Annotated in this window: 15 protein-coding genes; 6 read left to right on the top strand and 9 right to left on the bottom strand. The window is 73.3% G+C overall.

The features are described from left to right. Positions 1–102 precede the first annotated feature (102 nt). Entirely contained in the window at positions 103–1329 is a 1227-nt protein-coding gene (locus tag D0Z67_RS18100; RefSeq protein WP_031180719.1) for a M20 family metallopeptidase, read from the bottom strand. 233 nt (positions 1330–1562) lie between these two features. Between D0Z67_RS18100 and D0Z67_RS18095 the strand changes: the two genes are divergently transcribed. Beyond that, positions 1563–2213 (top strand): class I SAM-dependent DNA methyltransferase, encoded by a 651-nt coding sequence (locus tag D0Z67_RS18095; protein ID WP_031180720.1) that lies wholly within the window; start codon positions 1563–1565, stop codon positions 2211–2213. 4 nt (positions 2214–2217) lie between these two features. On the opposite strand, the gene D0Z67_RS18090 is transcribed toward D0Z67_RS18095, so the two are convergent. Genes D0Z67_RS18090 through D0Z67_RS18075 form a run of 4 tightly spaced genes read right to left on the bottom strand, consistent with a single transcriptional unit; the run spans position 2218 to position 6895 of the window. Next, the gene (locus D0Z67_RS18090) at positions 2218–3309 is read right to left on the bottom strand and encodes a hypothetical protein (RefSeq protein WP_031180721.1); all 1092 of its coding nucleotides are present in this window, start codon (positions 3307–3309) and stop codon (positions 2218–2220) included. A 47-nt stretch (positions 3310–3356) separates the two neighbouring features. Further along, on the bottom strand, positions 3357–4295 hold the full coding sequence (locus tag D0Z67_RS18085) for an N-acetylneuraminate synthase family protein (RefSeq protein ID WP_031180722.1): 939 nt from the start codon (positions 4293–4295) through the stop codon (positions 3357–3359). 12 nt (positions 4296–4307) lie between these two features. Further along, complete coding sequence (locus D0Z67_RS18080) at positions 4308–5549, bottom strand: N-acylneuraminate cytidylyltransferase (protein WP_031180723.1); 1242 nt, start codon at positions 5547–5549, stop codon at positions 4308–4310. A gap of 35 nt (positions 5550–5584) precedes the next feature. Then, positions 5585–6895, bottom strand: coding sequence for a DUF6716 putative glycosyltransferase (locus D0Z67_RS18075; RefSeq protein ID WP_031180724.1), 1311 nt, complete (start codon positions 6893–6895; stop codon positions 5585–5587). A 198-nt stretch (positions 6896–7093) separates the two neighbouring features. Here D0Z67_RS18075 and D0Z67_RS18070 point away from each other — a divergent pair, with 198 nt between their 5' ends. The 3 genes from D0Z67_RS18070 to D0Z67_RS18060 are packed head-to-tail and all read left to right on the top strand — an operon-like array spanning position 7094 to position 10554. Next, positions 7094–8071: a glycosyltransferase family 2 protein gene (locus tag D0Z67_RS18070; RefSeq protein WP_031180725.1), complete on the top strand. Its 978-nt coding sequence runs from the start codon at positions 7094–7096 to the stop codon at positions 8069–8071. Further along, on the top strand, positions 8068–9402 hold the full coding sequence (locus D0Z67_RS18065; RefSeq protein ID WP_031180726.1) for an alpha-2,8-polysialyltransferase family protein: 1335 nt from the start codon (positions 8068–8070) through the stop codon (positions 9400–9402). Before D0Z67_RS18070 ends, D0Z67_RS18065 begins: the two co-directional genes overlap by 4 nt. A 45-nt stretch (positions 9403–9447) precedes the next feature. Further along, complete coding sequence (locus D0Z67_RS18060; protein ID WP_199812165.1) at positions 9448–10554, top strand: acyltransferase family protein; 1107 nt, start codon at positions 9448–9450, stop codon at positions 10552–10554. 2 nt (positions 10555–10556) lie between these two features. Here the strand turns inward: D0Z67_RS18060 and D0Z67_RS18055 are convergent, their stop codons facing one another. After that, positions 10557–11207: a TetR/AcrR family transcriptional regulator C-terminal domain-containing protein gene (locus D0Z67_RS18055; RefSeq protein ID WP_031180728.1), complete on the bottom strand. Its 651-nt coding sequence runs from the start codon at positions 11205–11207 to the stop codon at positions 10557–10559. A gap of 71 nt (positions 11208–11278) precedes the next feature. On the opposite strand from D0Z67_RS18055, the gene D0Z67_RS18050 reads away from it, so the two are divergent. Then, positions 11279–12661: an FAD-dependent monooxygenase gene (locus tag D0Z67_RS18050; protein WP_031180729.1), complete on the top strand. Its 1383-nt coding sequence runs from the start codon at positions 11279–11281 to the stop codon at positions 12659–12661. Here D0Z67_RS18050 and leuE read toward each other — a convergent pair. Beyond that, the gene (leuE, locus tag D0Z67_RS18045) at positions 12658–13311 is read right to left on the bottom strand and encodes a leucine efflux protein LeuE (RefSeq protein WP_031180730.1); all 654 of its coding nucleotides are present in this window, start codon (positions 13309–13311) and stop codon (positions 12658–12660) included. The genes D0Z67_RS18050 and leuE overlap by 4 nt on opposite strands. A gap of 149 nt (positions 13312–13460) precedes the next feature. Between leuE and D0Z67_RS18040 the strand changes: the two genes are divergently transcribed. Further along, complete coding sequence (locus D0Z67_RS18040; protein ID WP_031180731.1) at positions 13461–14249, top strand: L,D-transpeptidase family protein; 789 nt, start codon at positions 13461–13463, stop codon at positions 14247–14249. A 100-nt stretch (positions 14250–14349) separates the two neighbouring features. Here D0Z67_RS18040 and D0Z67_RS18035 read toward each other — a convergent pair whose 3' ends face one another. Beyond that, a complete protein-coding gene (locus D0Z67_RS18035) occupies positions 14350–15387 on the bottom strand; it encodes a hypothetical protein (RefSeq protein WP_051887614.1) in 1038 nt (345 codons plus the stop codon). Continuing rightward, positions 15387–16049 (bottom strand): RNA polymerase sigma factor, encoded by a 663-nt coding sequence (locus D0Z67_RS18030; RefSeq protein WP_031180733.1) that lies wholly within the window; start codon positions 16047–16049, stop codon positions 15387–15389. Before D0Z67_RS18030 ends, D0Z67_RS18035 begins: the two co-directional genes overlap by 1 nt. Positions 16050–16425 lie beyond the last annotated feature (376 nt).

Below are 16425 nucleotides of genomic sequence, written 5' to 3'. Positions count from 1 at the left end.
GGCCGCCGTGTTTCGGGGCGGATACGAATGGCCTGCGGATGTGTTGCGCGAACGGCCCCCGCGTGCCGCGCGGGGGCCGTACCGGGTGCTGCGGGGTGCCGGTCACACCCCGGGCGACTCCATCAGGGCGGCCGCGGTGAACAGTTCCACCCCGACCGTGATCGCGTTCTCGTCGGCGTCGAAGTCGCCCTGGTGCAGATCGCGTACGGTCCGCTCGCCGGGGCGGCGGACGCCGAGGCGGGCCATGGCGCCGGGGACGTGCTCCAGGTACCAGGAGAAGTCCTCGCCGCCGAGGCTCTGCTCGGTGCTCTCCACCGAGTCCAGCCCGCGGCGGGCGACCATCGCGCGGCGCAGCAGCTCGGCGGTCTCCCGGTCGTTGACCACCGGGGGCACCCCACGCACGTAGGTGATCTCCGACTTGGCGCCGTGCAGGGTGGCGACCTCGTCGATGGCGGCGTGCACGATGTCGGGCGCGTCCCGCCAGGCGTCCAGGTCCAGGCAGCGGACGGTACCGGAGAGTTCGGCGTGCTGCGGGATGACGTTGGGCGCGTGGCCCGACTCGATACGGCCCCAGGTCAGGGCGAGTCCGCTGCGGGTGTCGACGCGGCGGGCGATCAGCGCGGGCACGTCGGTGGCGACGCGGGCGGCGGCGGTGACCAGGTCGGTGGTCAGGTGCGGCCGGGCGGTGTGGCCGCCGGGGCCGTCCAGCGCCACGTCGAGGCGGTCGCAGGCGCTGGTGATCGGGCCGTGCCGCAGGCCGATCCGGCCGCACTCCACCTTGGGGTCGCAGTGCAGGGCCAGGATGCGGCCGACGCCTTCGAGCGCGCCGTCGGCGATGGCGGTCAGGGCGCCGCCGGGGAGCTGCTCCTCGGCGGGCTGGAAGATCAGCCGCACCGGGCGGGACAGCAGGCCCTGCGCGTGCAGCGCGGCGAGGACCAGGCCGGCGCCGAGCACGATGGTGGTGTGCACGTCGTGGCCGCAGGCGTGGGCGCGGTCGGGCACGGTGGACCGGTACGCGCAGTCCTTGGTGTCCGGGATGGGCAGCGCGTCGATGTCGGCCCGCAGGGCCAGCAGCGGTACGCCGGAGCGCTCGCCCTCGGTGTGCCCGATGTCGCAGATGAGCCCGGTTCCGGTGACCAGGACGCGGGGCTTGAGCCCGGCCCGCTCCAGCCGCTCCTTGATGGCGGCGGTGGTGCGGAACTCCTGGTTGCCCAGCTCGGGGTGCATGTGCAGGTCGCGGCGGAAGGCTACGAGCTCGGCGTGCAGTGACTCGCTGAGCGCGCCGGGGAGCACAGCACCGGGGAGTTCGGCCACGGTCTCTCGGGTCATCAATCGGTTCACCCTCTGAAGGGTAGGACGCCCGGACGGTCAACTGACCCTCGATCAACAAAAGTTCAGCCCGTTGGGGGGTGGAAAACTTGACCGGCGGACGCTTGGCGGTGGACTGGGTTGGGTAAAACCTTTCTTTCTCCCTCCACGGATACCACGCTCGCCGCCCCGGCGCTCGGTTTGTCCAGGGACCGGACCCGTGCGGCCGAGCGGCGCCGGTAGGGTGCGGCGGCGTGACCGACAGCACCGCGCGCTTCCTGCGTACCACCCGCTCGTCCTACGACGCGATCGCCAAGGAGTACGCCGAGCGGTTCCCCTCGGGCCTCTCCCACCCTCTGGACCGCTCCCTGATCAGCGCTTTCGCCGAGCTGGCCAGGGAGCACGGCCCGGCCCCGGTGGCCGACCTGGGCAGCGGGCCGGGGTTCGTCACGGCGCTGCTGGACGGTCTGGGCGTGCCGGTGTTCGGGGTGGACCTCTCCCCCGCGATGGTGACCCTGGCCCGCGAGGCCCATCCGCACCTGCGCTTCCACATCGGGTCGATGACCGCGCTGGACCTCCCGGACGCCACCCTCGGCGGCATCCTGGCCCTCTACTCCACGATCCACGTCCCGGACGACGCGCTCCCCCGCGCCTTCGCCGAGTTCCACCGCACACTGCGCCCCGGCGCCCCCGTCCTGCTGGCCTTCCAGACCGGGGAGGCCGACCACCTGCACCTGACGGAACGCTTCGGCCACGAGATCGACCTGGACTACTGGATGCGCTCCCCGGCCGCGATCGCCTCCGGCCTCACGGAGGCGGGCCTGACCCTGGTCGCGTCCGTGGTCCGCGAGCCGGAGGGCGAGGAGGCGCGGGCGCGGGGGTTCGTACTGGCGCGGAGGAACTGAGCCCTCAGGTCCCCGGCACCACCGTCGTCAGCCGGTGGGTGTCGCGGGCCGTGCCCGTCACCCCGGACAGGAAGCCTTGCGCGCGCGGGGAGGCGTGGGCGGTGAGCCAGGCGGGGTCTATGTCGCAGACCGCCACCCGGACGCCGGTGCCCTTGAGGGCGAGGGGGAGGGTGTGGACGACCGTGGAGGGGAAGCTCAGCACGGTGCTGCCGATCGGGCCCCGGCGGGCGATCAGCTCCAGGGGGAGGTCGGGGCGGACGACCTCCAGGCCGGTCTCGGTGGCCAGCCGGTGCAGCTTGGGGGTGCTCTCGCGGCGGTGGGCGAAGTACCGGGTGGCGCCGTGCGCCTTGGCCAGGGACTGTACGGCCGCGACATAGCGGTCGGCGTCGACCACGCCGGTCTCCACCAGGGAGGTGCCGACCAGGTCGGCGGTCCTCGTCACGCGCGGCGGGCCGAAGCGGGCGCGGGTCCAGGCGAACTCGTTGGCGGTGACCGTGACACCTTCCGGGGTCTCGGTCACCGGCATCGCGGAGAAGACCTCCACCCGCCGGCCGCCGCTCGGGGTGAGCCGGCGCCGGGCGGTGGCGGAGACCGGGGCGAAGAGCAGGTCCCGGGGTCCGGGCGGGCCGCCCTTGCGGTGCCAGCGCACCAGGCGCTCGCCCCGGGCCAGCTGGGCGACGAACTCCATGGTGGCGGTGCCGTCGTCCACCACGACCAGCTCGGGCGCCCGGGTGATGGTGAGCAGGAGCTGCACGTAGCGGGAGAAGGGGTCGCCCATGACGATCCGGCCGGCCCTCCTCAGCGCTCCGGCCAGCGCGCCGACGGTGTGGAACGGGGCACTCGCGCCACCCCGCGCCTCCTCCCAGCGCACCTCGTACCCCTCGTCCCGGGCGAGGTCGGCCATGCGGCGCAGCTGGCCCCGGGTCATGGGGTCGGTGGGGGCGAGCACGACGAGGGTCAGCTCCGCCCCGGCCCCCTCGCGCGCGGGCACCCCGCCCGCGTGGGCCCACTCCAGTACGTTCAGCAGTTGCACCGGGCTCTCCACGAAGGCGAGCGTGCGGGCAGCGGGGCCGGGGTGTCCGGCGCGAGGGCTCATGGCGGGTGGTGACCGTCCCGTCGTTGTGCGGTCGGGCGAGGAAGGGGTCAGACCGTGACCGGCTCGCCCGCGGCGGCGGCGATCTCGGCCTCGGCGACCACGCCGGAGACCCGGCGCAGCTTCTTCATCGGGCCCAGCTCGGAGTCGTAGACCTTCTTGACGCCGTCGCCGAGGGACGCCTCGATGGCGCGGATGTCGCGGACCAGGCGGATCAGGCCCTGCGGCTCGACGGAGGCGGCCTGGTCGGAGCCCCACATGGCGCGGTCCAGGGTGATGTGACGCTCGACGAAGACCGCGCCGAGCGCGACGGCGGCCAGCGTGGTCTGCAGGCCCGTCTCGTGGCCGGAGTAGCCGATCGGGACGTTCGGGAACTCCTTCTCCAGCGTGTTGATCACGCGGAGGTTCAGCTCCTCGGCCTTGGCCGGGTAGGTGGAGGTGGCGTGGCAGAGCAGGATGTTCTCCGAGCCGAGCACCTCGACCGCGTGGCGGATCTGCTTCGGGGTGGACATGCCGGTGGAGAGGATCACCGTGCGGCCGGTGGCGCGCAGGGCGCGCAGCAGCTCGTCGTCGGTGAGGGAGGCGGAGGCCACCTTGTGGGCGGGCACGTCGAACTTCTCCAGGAAGGCGACGGCCTCGGTGTCCCACGGGGAGGCGAACCAGTCGATCCCCTTCTCCTTGCAGTACTCGTCGATCTGGCGGTACTCGTCCTCGCCGAACTCCACGCGGTGGCGGTAGTCGATGTAGGTCATCCGGCCCCAGGGGGTGTCGCGCTCGATGTCCCACTGGTCGCGCGGGGTGCAGATCTCCGGGGTGCGCTTCTGGAACTTCACGGCGTCGCAGCCGGCCTCGGCGGCGGCGTCGATCAGCTTGAAGGCGTTCTCCAGCTCACCGTTGTGGTTGATGCCGATCTCGCCGGTGACGTAGACCGGGCGGCCGGGGCCGGCCTCGCGAGAACCGAAGCTGCGGAGGCGGGAGTTGCTGCTCATCAGGGTGTTTCCTTACTTGCTGGGGGAGGTGGGGAAGGTGTCGAGGGAGGGGCCGAGGAGCCAGCCCGCGATCTCGCGGATCGCGCCGTAGCCACCGGGGACGGTGGTGACGGCTCGGGCGGCCCCGCGTACGGCGTCATGGGCGTCGGCGACCGCGACGGGCCAGCCGACGAGGGCGAGGCAGGGCAGGTCGTTGACGTCGTTGCCGGCGTAGAGCACCCGCTCGGGGGCGATGCCCTGCTCCTCGCACCACTGCTTGAGGGCGAGGTCCTTGCGGTCGATGCCGTGCAGCACCGGCAGCCGGAGCTTGCGGGCGCGGGCGGCGACGACGGGGTTCTGCTCGGTGGACAGGATCAGCACCGGCATCCCGGCGCGGCGCAGCGCGGCGATGCCGAGCCCGTCGCCCCGGTGCACGGAGACGAACTCCCGTCCGTCGGTGTCGATCAGCACCCGGTCGTCGGTCTGGGTGCCGTCGAAGTCGAGGATCACGGCGTCGACGTCGTCACGGGTGGGCAGCGCGCCCGCCGGGACGGTGTCGAGCAGCGGGGCGAGCGCGCGGGCGCGGGCCAGGTCGTGCGGGTCGTCGATCTCCAGCACGCGGGCCGGGTCGGTGCGGACCAGCTCGGTGCGGCCGAAGAAGCGGTGGCCGTGGGCGCGGAAGCCGGTGACGTCCATCGCGTAGGCGGCGCCGGTCTCCAGCAGGTCCTGCGGGCGGTCCTGGCGGCGGGGGCGTACGGCCTTGTCGTGGTTGACGCCGAAGCCACCCGGCTGGTCGGGGTTGTCGTCGCGCCAGACGAAGCCGTGGAAGGGGGCGACGGTGACGGCGGTGTCGGCGCCGTCCCGGACGACCGCCCCGGCGACCCGGTCGACCTCCTCGGCGAGCAGGAAGGGGCTGGTGCACTGCACGAGCAGCACCACGCCGACGGCTGCCCCGGTGCGCTCCTCGAAGGTGTCCAGGGCGTGCAGGACGGCGGCCTCGGAGGTGGCGGTGTCCCCGGCGATGGCGGCGGGCCGGGTGACGACCTCGGCGCCGGCCGCGCGGGCCTCGGCGGCCACGGCCGCGTCGTCGGTGGAGACGACCACGTCGGTGACGGCGGGGGCGGCCAGGCAGGCGCGCACCGCGCGGGCCACCAGCGGGACGCCGCCCACGGGGGCGAGGTTCTTGGCGGGCACCCCCTTGGAGCCGCCGCGCGCCGGGATCACGGCGAGCACCCGGCGCGGCGGGTCGCCCGGATCGGCGGGCCAGTGGGTCATGGGGTCAGCTCCTTGAGAGGAATAAGGTGCGGTGTTCACAGCTCGCCCATCCGCCGGATCACCGGGGCGACCCGCTGGACGCCGTGCCGGTACGCGCCCCGGGCGGCCCGGCGCACGATCTGCCGGACGGGTCCGGCCTCCGCGCGGGTGGCGGGGCTGCCGGGCAGCGGGGCGCCGTCGGGGCCGAGGTGGTGGCGGGCGAGGACGCCGGGCAGATAGCCGGGCGCGGTCTCGGGTGTGTAGTAGGGCTCCAGCGGCGGCAGCGCCCCGGACCGCTCCAGCAGGGCGGCGATCCGGTCGCGGGCCACGTCGAAGGCGCCCGCGTACGAGCCGTCTGCGCCGACCCCCTGCCGGGCCAGCCACTCCGGGGCGGCCTCAGGCCGGTGCCCGGCGTCCAGCCGGTCCCAGGAGGTGAGGCACCCGGAGCCCAGGAAGTGGTGGTTGCCCAACGCCTCCCGCACCCCGAGGTCGGTCAGCACGGCCGTCGGAATGCGCCGGTGCAGGGACTCCAGGGCCGCTGTGGAGCTGACGGTGACCAGCAGGTCGGTCCGGTCCAGCACCTCGCCCATGTGCCCGTACACCAGCCGGAAGTTGGCCGGCAGCTCTCTCCCCCGGACCAGCTTCTGGTACGGCAGCTCCTCGATGTGCGTGGTGTGTTCGCCGGGCTTGGAGCGCAGCTTGAGCAGCACCTCGCGCTCGGGGTGGAGCCGGGCGTGGGCGATGAGCCGGTCCAGCAGGTAGGTCCGGTCCTTGCGGTTCTCCGGTACGGAGGGCTGCGCGGCGAACGTCACCGTGCAGGGCGCCCGTTCACCCGTGTACGCCTCGCCGCCGAGGAACGGCAGCGCGACCTCGGTGACCGCGCCGGTGTCCGCCCCGACCCCCTCGTACACCGCGCGGAACCGGTCCGCGTCCTGGGCCGAGTTGGCGAGGACGAGGTCGGCGCCGTGCCTCAGCAGCAGGCCGTCGGCGAGCTTCTCGTAGACGACACCGACGTAACCGGTGACGACCACCGGGCGCGGGCCGGTGCCCCAGGCGTGCTTCAGGCCGTGCAGCATGGCCTGCACCCCGCCGCCGACCAGCGCGAGGACCAGGATGTCGTAGGACTCCCCCGTCATGGCGCGCAGGAACTCCGCACCGGTGACCTCGCGGAGCGAGTCGGCGGCGGCGCCGGTCTCCGCGAGCTGGCGGGGTGTCGGGGTGGCCCGGCCCCGCAGGAGGTAGCCGTCGAGACGGACTCCGGCGTCGGCGGGAGCGATACGGCGCGCGGTGAGCGCGCCCCACTTCCACCGGGTGTCGGAATCGGCGAGGACGGCGATCCGCGGGGACTTCGTTGCACTGGCTGGCACACCGAGGACGCTAGGAAGCGATTCGTAGCCCCGGCCCAACCCGAACTCAACAAACGGTTAACAGCACATCGACGAATGGGGATTCGGGGCCCGATCGGCCCTGGGGGAAACCCGGTTCACGGCTTCGCCACGCGTCGTTCACCCGGTATCAATTCGAGCGTCGACCTGAATGCCGGGCCCCGCCCTAACGTCCTCGGCGTGGTCAAGCTCTCGGTCATCGTGCCGTTCTACAACGTGCAGCAATACGCGCCGGACACATTGAGGAGTCTTCGTGCGAACGCGCGGGACGATTACGAGTTCATTCTCGTGGACGACTGTTCCCGCGACGGGACACCGGGCATCCTCGAGCGCGCCGAACGCGAACTGCCGGGCGCCGTCGTCGTCCGGCACGAGCGCAACGGCGGTCTGGCGACGGCCCGCAACACCGGTCTGGACCGGGCGCGCGGCGAGTACCTGACGTTCCTCGACGGCGACGACTGGCTCGCCCCCGGTTACTACGACCGACTGGTCGCGCACATGGACGAGTTGGGGTGCGACTTCCTGCGCACCGACCATGTCCAGTGCACCGCGCGGGCCCGGTCCGTGCACCGGGTGCCGCACGGCCGGCGCGGGGTCGTCATGGACCCGAGGGCGGCCATCCTGCCCGCGGACCGGTCGACGTCGGTGGACTACGCGTACGCCTGGGCCGGGATCTACCACCGGCGGCTCGCGGAGAAGGGACTGCTGCACTTCACGGACGGGCTGCGCACGGCGGAGGACCGGCCGTGGATCTGGCGGCTGCACCGCGAGGCGGAGTCGTTCGCCGTGGTGGGACTGCTCGGCGTCTTCTACCGGCGCGGGGTCGCCTCCTCGCTGACCCAGATCGGCGATGTCCGTCAGCTCGATTTCCTGCGCGCGTTCGACCAGGTCATAGCGGAGACGGCCGCCGACCGGAACGCGGGCGAACTGCTGCCGAAGGCCGTGCGCACCTATTGCGCGATCATTTCCCACCATCTGGGAAGCATCGAAAGGTTCGAGCCCCCGGTGGCGAGAAAACTGAAATCCCTGAGCGCGGCCGCCCTCCGGCGCATGCCGCAGGACGTGCTGAACGAGGCGCTGGACTCGATGGACCTCGCCCGCGCCACCCGCCTGCGCCGGCTGCGCCGCCGCCCCTCCCCCGCCGGGGCCGCCGCGTGACCACCCAGATCTTCCAGGCGTCCACGCTGTACGGCGTGGCCACGCTGGCCGCCGCCCTCGACTCCGGCTGCTTCGCCCCCGCCGACCGGCGCGTGCTGCTGGTCTGCAACAACGCGGCGACCCCGGAGACCACGCCCCCGCTGGACGAGATGCCCGGCTTCGAGCGGCTGCGCGACCGGTTCGACGACGTGCTCTCCTACAACGAGACCATCCACCCCTTCCACCCCGGCGGCTGGCTGCCCCGGGTGGACGACATGCCGCTGTGGCAGCGGTACTTCCGCCACGAGTGGCAACTGGGTGACGAACCGGTTGAGTTGGCGGTGGAGTCCATCCAGGTCAACCCGTCGCTGGCGCTCACGCAGATCTTCACCGGGGCCCCGGTCACGGTCTACGCCGACGGCCTGATGAGCTACGGCCCCACCCGCAACAAGATCGACCCGCTGGTCGGCACCCGGGTGGACCGGCTGCTCCACCTGGACCTCGTACCGGGTCTGGAGCCGCTGCTGCTCACCGAGTTCGGGGTCCCGGCCGAGATCGTGCCGAGCCCCGCCTTCCCCAAGGTGCTGGCGGAACTCGCCTCCACCGGGGACGAGTTGCCCGCGATCGAGGAACCCGCGCTGCTGCTGGGCCAGTACCTCTCCGCGCTGGACATCCTCACTCCGGACGAGGAGGAGGCGCTGCACGTCCGGATGCTGCGCGGCGCGGTGCGACTGGGCCACACCCGCGTGGTGTTCAAGCCGCACCCCACCGCACCGGCCCGCTACGCCCGCACCCTGGAGGAGGAGGCGGAGCGGCTCGGGGCGGACCTCACGGTGCTGGACACCCCGGTGCTGGCCGAGGTGCTGTACCAGCGGATGCGCCCGGCCCTGGTCGTCGGCTGCTTCTCCACCGCCCTGCTGACCGCCGCCACGCTGTACGGCCTGCCCGTCGCGCGGGTCGGCACCGGCACCCTGCTGGAGCGGCTCGCGCCGTACGAGAACAGCAACCGGGTGCCGGTCACCGTGGTCGACGCGCTGCTGCCGGAGCTGGGCGACCGGGCGGCCGTCACCGAGGGGCGGCGCGGCATGGAGGTCGTCGAACTGGGCGAACTGGTAAGGGCGGTGGGCTTCGCCATGCAGCCGAAGATCCTGCCCCGGCTGCGCGCCGAGGTGGAGGGCTTCCTCGCCCGGCACCTGGACCCGGCCACCCTGCGCTACTTCAAGCGCCGCCGGCTGACCGTGCTGGGGCTGCCCGGCGGGGTTCCCGCGCAGCTCGCGTTCATCCCGCGCAACGCCACCGTCCGCCGGGTGGCCCGCCGGGCGCGCGGTCTGCGCCGGACCGCGCGCGGCTGAACCGCCCCCCTCCGACCGACCGACTCGATGCCAAGGACCGTGCAGATGACCGCCACCTCGCCGATGGCCCCGCCCGCCGGCCTCTCCCAGCCGGTCGCCACCGGGGCGCGGGGGCGGCTGCTCGCTCTGGACGGGCTCCGGCTCGTGGCCGCGCTGATGGTGTGCATGTACCACTACACCGGGCGCGGCGGGACGATATCGGAGTCCTGGCACCAGAGCCCGTCCGAGATCTTCCCCCGGCTCTCCCAGATCACCCCCTACGGCTGTCTGGGCGTGCAGTTCTTCTTCGTGATCAGCGGTTTCGTGATCTGCATGAGCGGCTGGGGCCGCACCCTGGGCGACTTCTTCCGCTCCCGGGTGGCCCGGCTGTACCCCGCGTACTGGGTGGCGCTGGTGCTGGTCACCGGGGCGGCCTTCGTGCTGCCGGTGGTGGTGCACCCGGTGCGGGCGGACGAGTTCCTGGTCAACCTGACCATGCTCCAGCAGCCGATGGGCGCCCACCGGATACTCGGCGTCTGCTGGACGCTCTGGGTGGAGGTCCGGTTCTACGCCCTGTTCGCCCTGTTCGTGGTGTGGCGCGGGGCGACCTACCGGCGCGTGGTGCTGTTCGCCTGCGTCTGGACGCTGGCCGCCGCGATCTCCACCACCGCGGGCAACGCCCTCACCGACGCCCTCGTCATGCCGGAGTACGCGCCGTTCTTCGTCGGCGGACTCGCGCTGTACCTGGTCCACCGCTTCGGCAGCAGCCCGCTGCTGTGGGGGCTGGTGGCGATGTCCTGGCTGCTCGGGCAGAGCGCGGCCGTGCGGGGGCTGTGGCATCCGGGGGCGCACGGTGACTTCACCCGGCACCCGGTGGTGATCGTCGCCGTGGTCACGCTGGCCTTCGCCTCGGTGGCGGCCGTCGCGCTCGGCTGGACCCGGTGGGCGTCCTGGCCGTGGCTGGTGACGGCGGGCGCGCTGACGTACCCCTTCTATCTGGTCCACGAGCATCTGGGCTGGTTCGCGGTACGGGTGCTGCACCGGGGGCTGGGGCTCGGCGCCTGGCCGACGCTGGGGCTGACGGTGGCGGGGATGCTGGTGCTGGCGTGGCTGCTGCACCGGTTCGTGGAGAAGCCACTGGGGCCCCGGCTGCGCCGGGCGCTCAAGAGCTGACCTCAGCGGATGCCGTACGCGGCCTCGATCCCGGCGACGATCAGCTTCAGGCCGTCCTCGAACTGCTCGTCGTAGCCGTCGAAGAGCAGCTTCCCCACCTCGGCCGCGAGCGGGAACTCGGCCAGCCGGCGCGCCCGTTCCGCCACGTCGTACCCCTCGCGCCGCTCGCCGGGCAGCGGGCGTACGCCCTGTTCCTCGGTGACGAAGCCGATGGTGTACAGGTTCGCCGTGCGCATCGCCTGCACGGCCTGGGCCAGGGTGAAGCCCGCGCCGGTGAAGACGCGCAGGTGGGACTCCATCGCCGGGGCGTGCTCGGTGCCGGTGAAGCGGGAGCCGCTGAAGACCTTGGCGCCGTCGCGGTAGCCGGTGAGCGCGGTACGCAGGCCCCGGCAGGCCGCCAGCAGTCGCTGCTGCCAGGTGTCGGCGGGGTCGAGCACGGCGCCGGAGATCATCCGGCGGTACATCTCGGTCGCCATCTCGTCGAGCAGCGCCTGCTTGTCCTTGAAGTGCCAGTACAGCGCGGGTGCCTTGACGTCCAGCTCGCGGGCGATGGCGCGCAGGGTCAGCCCGTCCAGGCCGGTCTCGTTCAGCAGCCGCAGCGCGGTGTCGGCGACCTTGCGGCGGTCCAGGGGGGCGCGTCGTTCCGTACTCACGCTTGACAGCTTAACAACGTTAAGGGGACGCTCATGGGCAACGGCACTTAACGGCGTTAAGGAGATCTGCCATGAATGCCCCTCTGGATGTGGATGTGCTGGTGGCGGGGGCCGGTCCGACCGGGCTGACCCTCGGGGTGGACCTCGCCCGGCGCGGGGTGGCGGCGCTGGTGGTGGAGCGGGCGGAAACGCTGTTCCCCGGCTCGCGCGGCAAGGGCGTCCAGCCGCGCACCCAGGAGGTCTTCGACGACCTCGGCGTGCTGGACGCGATGCGCGCGGCCGGTGGCCCGTACCCGCCCCGGATGATCTGGCGGGATGGCCAACAGCTCGGCGTACGGCCGATGTTCGAGCCGGTGGAGGCCACCGAGGGCGCCCCGTACACCGAACCGCTGATGGTCGCCCAGTGGCGCACCCAGGAGGTGCTGCACGACCGGCTGACCGAGCTGGGCGGCCGCGTCGCCTTCGGCCGCGAGCTGACCGGCCTCGACCAGGACCCCGAGGGCGTGACCGCGCGCTTCGCGGACGGCGCGACGGTCCGCGCCCGGTACCTGGTCGCGGCCGACGGCGGCCGCTCGGCGGTCCGGCGCGCGGTGGGCGTCGGCATGACCGGGGAGAGCGTGGACCCGAGCCCGTTCCTGGTCGCGGACGTCCGGGTGCGCGGTCTCGACCGGGAGTACTGGCACGCCTTCCCCGGCGAGGACGGCACCGGCCTGATGCTGTGCCCGCTGGCCGGTACGGAGGACTTCCAGCTGGCCGCGCGGCTACCCGAGGGCGAGACGCCCGACCTCTCCCTGGAGGGCCTGCGCAAGCTGGTCGGCGCGGGGACGCATCTCGACCCCGCCGACCTCACCGAGGTGCGCTGGGCCTCGGAGTTCCGGCCGCGCGCGGCGCTCGCCGACCGGTTCCGGGCGGGCCGGGTGTTCCTCGCCGGGGACGCGGCCCACGTGCACTCCCCGGCGGGCGGGCAGGGGCTGAACACCAGCGTCCAGGACGCCTACAACCTGGGCTGGAAGCTGGGCGCGGTGCTGCGGGACGGCGCCCCGGACGCCCTGCTCGACACCTACGAGGAGGAGCGCCGCGCCAACGCCGCCGCCATGCTGGACCTCTCCACAGGGGTGCACCGGGGCGAGGTCCAGCGGGGGAAGGCCACGGTCCAACTCGGTCTGGGCTACCGGGAGTCGTCCCTCAGCGAGGACACCCGGCCGGAACCGGCGGAGCCGCGCGCGGGCGACCGCGCCCCCGACGGCACGGTGGACGGCGTCCGCCTCTTCGACGCCTTCCGGGGCCCGCACTGGACCCTCCTGGGCGCCGAACTCCCCGGCGTCCGCTCCCTGCCGGCCGCGCCCTCGTACGGCCCCGGCGTCTTCCTGGTCCGCCCGGACGGCTACGTCGGCTGGGCGGGCGACTCGGCCGAGGGGCTCGACGCCTACCTCGCCGGCGTCGGCCTGGCCTAACCGGCCGCCAGCGACAGCTTCACCGCGAAGCCGAGGAAGAGCACCCCGGCCGCCGAGGTGGCCGTCGCCGAGAGCCGCCTGCGGCGGCGGAACGCGGCGGCCAGCCTGGTGCCGCTGAAGATCAGTGCGGTGAGGTAGAGGAAGCTCGCGGCCTGGGCGAAGGCGCCGAGGACGACGAAGGACAGCGCGGGGTAGGCGTAGGCCGGGTCCACGAACTGGACGAAGAAGGCCACGAAGAACAGGATCGCCTTCGGGTTGAACAGGCTGACCACCAGCGCCCGCCGGAACGGCCGCTCGGCCACCGGCCCTTCCTCGGCGGCGGCCTCCGCCACCACCGGCGCCCGCCGGGTCCGCCACATCTGCCAGGCGGCCCGCAGCATCCCGATCGCCAGCCAGGTCAGATAGCCGGCCCCCGCGTACTTCACGATCCTGAACAGCACCGCGTTGGCCTGGAGCAGCGAGGCCACCCCGGCCGCGGACAACGTCATCAGCACGGTGTCCCCGCACCACACCCCGGCGGCCGCCGTATACCCCGGCCTGACCCCCTTCCGCGCCGCCACCGACAGCACGTACAGCGAGTTGGGACCCGGAAGCAGAATGATGAGCAGCAGCCCGGCCAGGTAGGCGGGGAGATCGATGACACCGAACATGGGAGCGAGTGTCGCACGCGGCCACCAGTGGTCCAGCGGGCGTCCGGTGACTGATACGTCCCCCGCACCGAGCGCGGTGTGCCGCAGACCTCGCCCAGGGTGGCCTCGGCGTTGTTCGGCGGCGGGCGCGTGGGGGAAGCATCCCCGGCATGAGGACTCCGGGGAGAACCGTCGCCCTGTTCGCCTCGGCCGCCGCCCTCGCCGTGGCGCTCGGAGGGTGCAAGCCGCCGCCCGAGGGGGCCGACGGGAAGCCGCAGTACCCGGTCCACTTCGACACGCCGTCGGCCAAGCCGCACACCACGACTCGGGCGACCCTGTTCTCGCGCGGGGACACCGGAAGCGGCGTGCGGGAGCTACAGGCCCGCCTCCGGCAGGTGCAGTGGCTGAACGACGGGCCGACCGGGGAGTACGACGACCTCACCGAGCAGGCGGTCGGCGGCTTCCAGGGCAAGCGCGGACTGCCCCGTACCGGCCGCGTGGACAACGTCACCTGGCGGCGGCTGCTGGCGATGACGCACCGGCCGGGTCAGTGGGAGCTGTATCTGATGGGCGGCCAGCCCGCCGCCCCGCCCGACCCGCGCTGTCTGACCGGGCGGGTGCTGTGCGTGAGCAAGACCAGCCGCACCCTGCGCTGGATGATCGACGGCCGCACGCTCACCACGGTCTCGGTCCGCTTCGGCTCGCAGTACACCCCCACCCGCGAGGGTGTCTTCAGCATCTACTGGAAGTCCCGGCACCATGTGTCGACGCTCTACGACTCCCCCATGCCGTACGCCATGTTCTTCAGCGGCGGCCAGGCGATCCACTACTCCTACGACTTCGCGGCGCACGGGTACGCGGGTGGTTCGCACGGATGCGTCAACGTGCGGGACGAGGGGGCGATCGCGTCGCTGTTCGCGCAGGTGCGCAACGGGGACCGGGTGGTCGTCCACCGCTGAGCGGGGTCTCTCCCGGTGGAGTGGGGGCGCGGGCGGGACCGGGGGAACGTGTCCCGCCCGCGCCGATGCACGAGCCTTGGGGTACGGGGGGAACCCCGGCTCAGTGCGACGGCCGATGACCAGTCGGCTCACTCAGTACTGCGCCGTCGCCTCCAGAAACGTCACACCTTTCCGAAACAAATTTTCGGAAGTGACAAAGCCGCAGGTCAGAGGGGATCTGGCGGGTCGACGGAAGGTTGAGGTGGAGGCGCGGGCGGGGGGTGCGGCCGTCGTCGTCCCCCTGATCTCCGTCGTCGTGGCGGCCTCCGCCCTTGTCTTCGTCGGGCTTGCCGCCCGGACTCCGGTGATCGTGGGTGCGGCCGTTCACCTCGGTGGCGGCGAGCAGGGCCCGGCAGTACACCTTGACCCGGGCCGGACCGCCCGCGAGGCCCTCCAGGGTGCGCCGGTTCCCGGTCTCCGGCTCCCGGCCCTCCCGCAGGTCGCGGCAGGCCGTGGTGGCGGCCCACCAGCGGGCGCCGGGGCGGCGCGAGGGCTCACCGGACGAGGGACTGCCGGTCGCCTCGCCGGTGCTCCCGGCCCTGCCGTCCGAGGCGCCGGGCGCCGGTGCGCGGGGCGTGACGTCCGGGGTGCCCGAGGTACCCGGAGAGGGGGTCGGGGACGCCGGGCCGCTGGGCCGGGCCGGGGTCTCGGCGGCGGAGACGGAGGCGCCGGGGCGGGGGGTGTCGTGCCGGAACGGTCCGGGCAGCACCCCGCTGCCCGCGGCCACCGCGACCCCGCCCAGCGTGCCGGCGGCCAGCGCGGCGGCCAGCCCGAACCGGACGGGCCGGCCCCAGCGCGAGCGCCGGGTACGGGTACGGGGGGCGGGGCCGCCGATCCGGACGAGGCCGGCGTCGCCGTGGCCGTACGACGCGCTCGCCTCGGGGACGGTGACGCGGGCCTCCCGGAAGGCGGCCAACGCGGCCTTCTCACCGGGGAGTTCACCGATCGCGGGGTCACCCTGGGCGGCGAGGGTGCCGAGGAGTCCGGCGAGCCGTTCGGCGGGGACGCGGGCGCCGGCGTCGACGGCTTCCAACGGCTCGCCGCGCAGCAGACGTTCCGACGTCTCACCGTCCAGCCACTTGTCGTGCTCGTCGGCCATCACATGTCCTTCTGCGTCCGCGTACGCGTATGCGTCACACTCGCGGACCGCACCGCGCCACCGCGCGGCGTTCGCTGGGGCGGGAGCGCGTCGAGCCCTCCCGTCGATTCCGGTTCGGTGCCGAGGAGTTCGGCCAGCCGCTTCAGGCCCCGGTGCGCGGCGGTACGGACGGCGCCCGCGCGCTTGCCGAGCGTCTCGGCGGCGGTCTTGGCGTCGAGCCCGACCACCACGCGCAGCACGACGGCCTCGGCCTGGTCCTGCGGGAGGCGGGCGATGAGGGAGAGGGCGCCGTCGGTGGTCAGGGCCTCGATGGCCTCACCGGCGGTGTCCGACTCGGCCGCCCGGCCGGTCAGTTCGGTCTCGTCGCCGCCTATCAGGGGGCGGCGGCCGCGCATCCGTATGTGGTCCAGGGCGCGGTTGCGGGCTATCCGCGCCGCCCAGCCCCGGAACCGGTCGGCGTCACCGCTGAACCGGTCGAGGTCGCGGGCGATCTGGAGCCACGCCTCGGACGTGACGTCCTCGGCGTCCAGGTCGCCCACCAGCGTGCGTACATAGCCGAGCAGCCGTGGATGCACCGCGCGGTACACCGTACGGAACGCGGTCTCGTCCCCCGCCTGGGCCGCGCGCACCGCGGCCGTCAACTCCGCGTCGTCCCCCTGCACCGCACTCCCTTTACGCCCGTCACTCGGTCGGCGCGAAAGGCACGTTACGGCCTGAAACCGCTGCTCGTCCACGTCTGTGGAAGATGCAACTGACTCGTGACACGCCCGGGGTGTGACACATGACGCAGTCATGACGCAGAACAACGTGACGGACCGCCCGCGGTCCGCCCCACGCAACGGCCGGGGTCTCTCCTGTGGGGGGTGGCGGCCCCGGCCGTTGCTCTGCCCTACGGCGCCGAAGCGCCAGGCCGCACAGGCCGAGTTGGCACGCCCGGCGGACGCCGCTCGGGCCCGCGAGCGCTGACATGCGGCCCTACCGGCGCGCGCGTAGCGTGGCAGAGGCGGGGCGGCAGGTTCCCGGGGGGGGCATGCGCGA

The sequence above is a fragment of the Streptomyces seoulensis genome (genome assembly GCF_004328625.1).
In the GTDB taxonomy this organism is placed as follows: Bacteria; Actinomycetota; Actinomycetes; order Streptomycetales; family Streptomycetaceae; genus Streptomyces; species Streptomyces seoulensis.
This window is presented reverse-complemented; position numbering and strand designations above follow the sequence as displayed.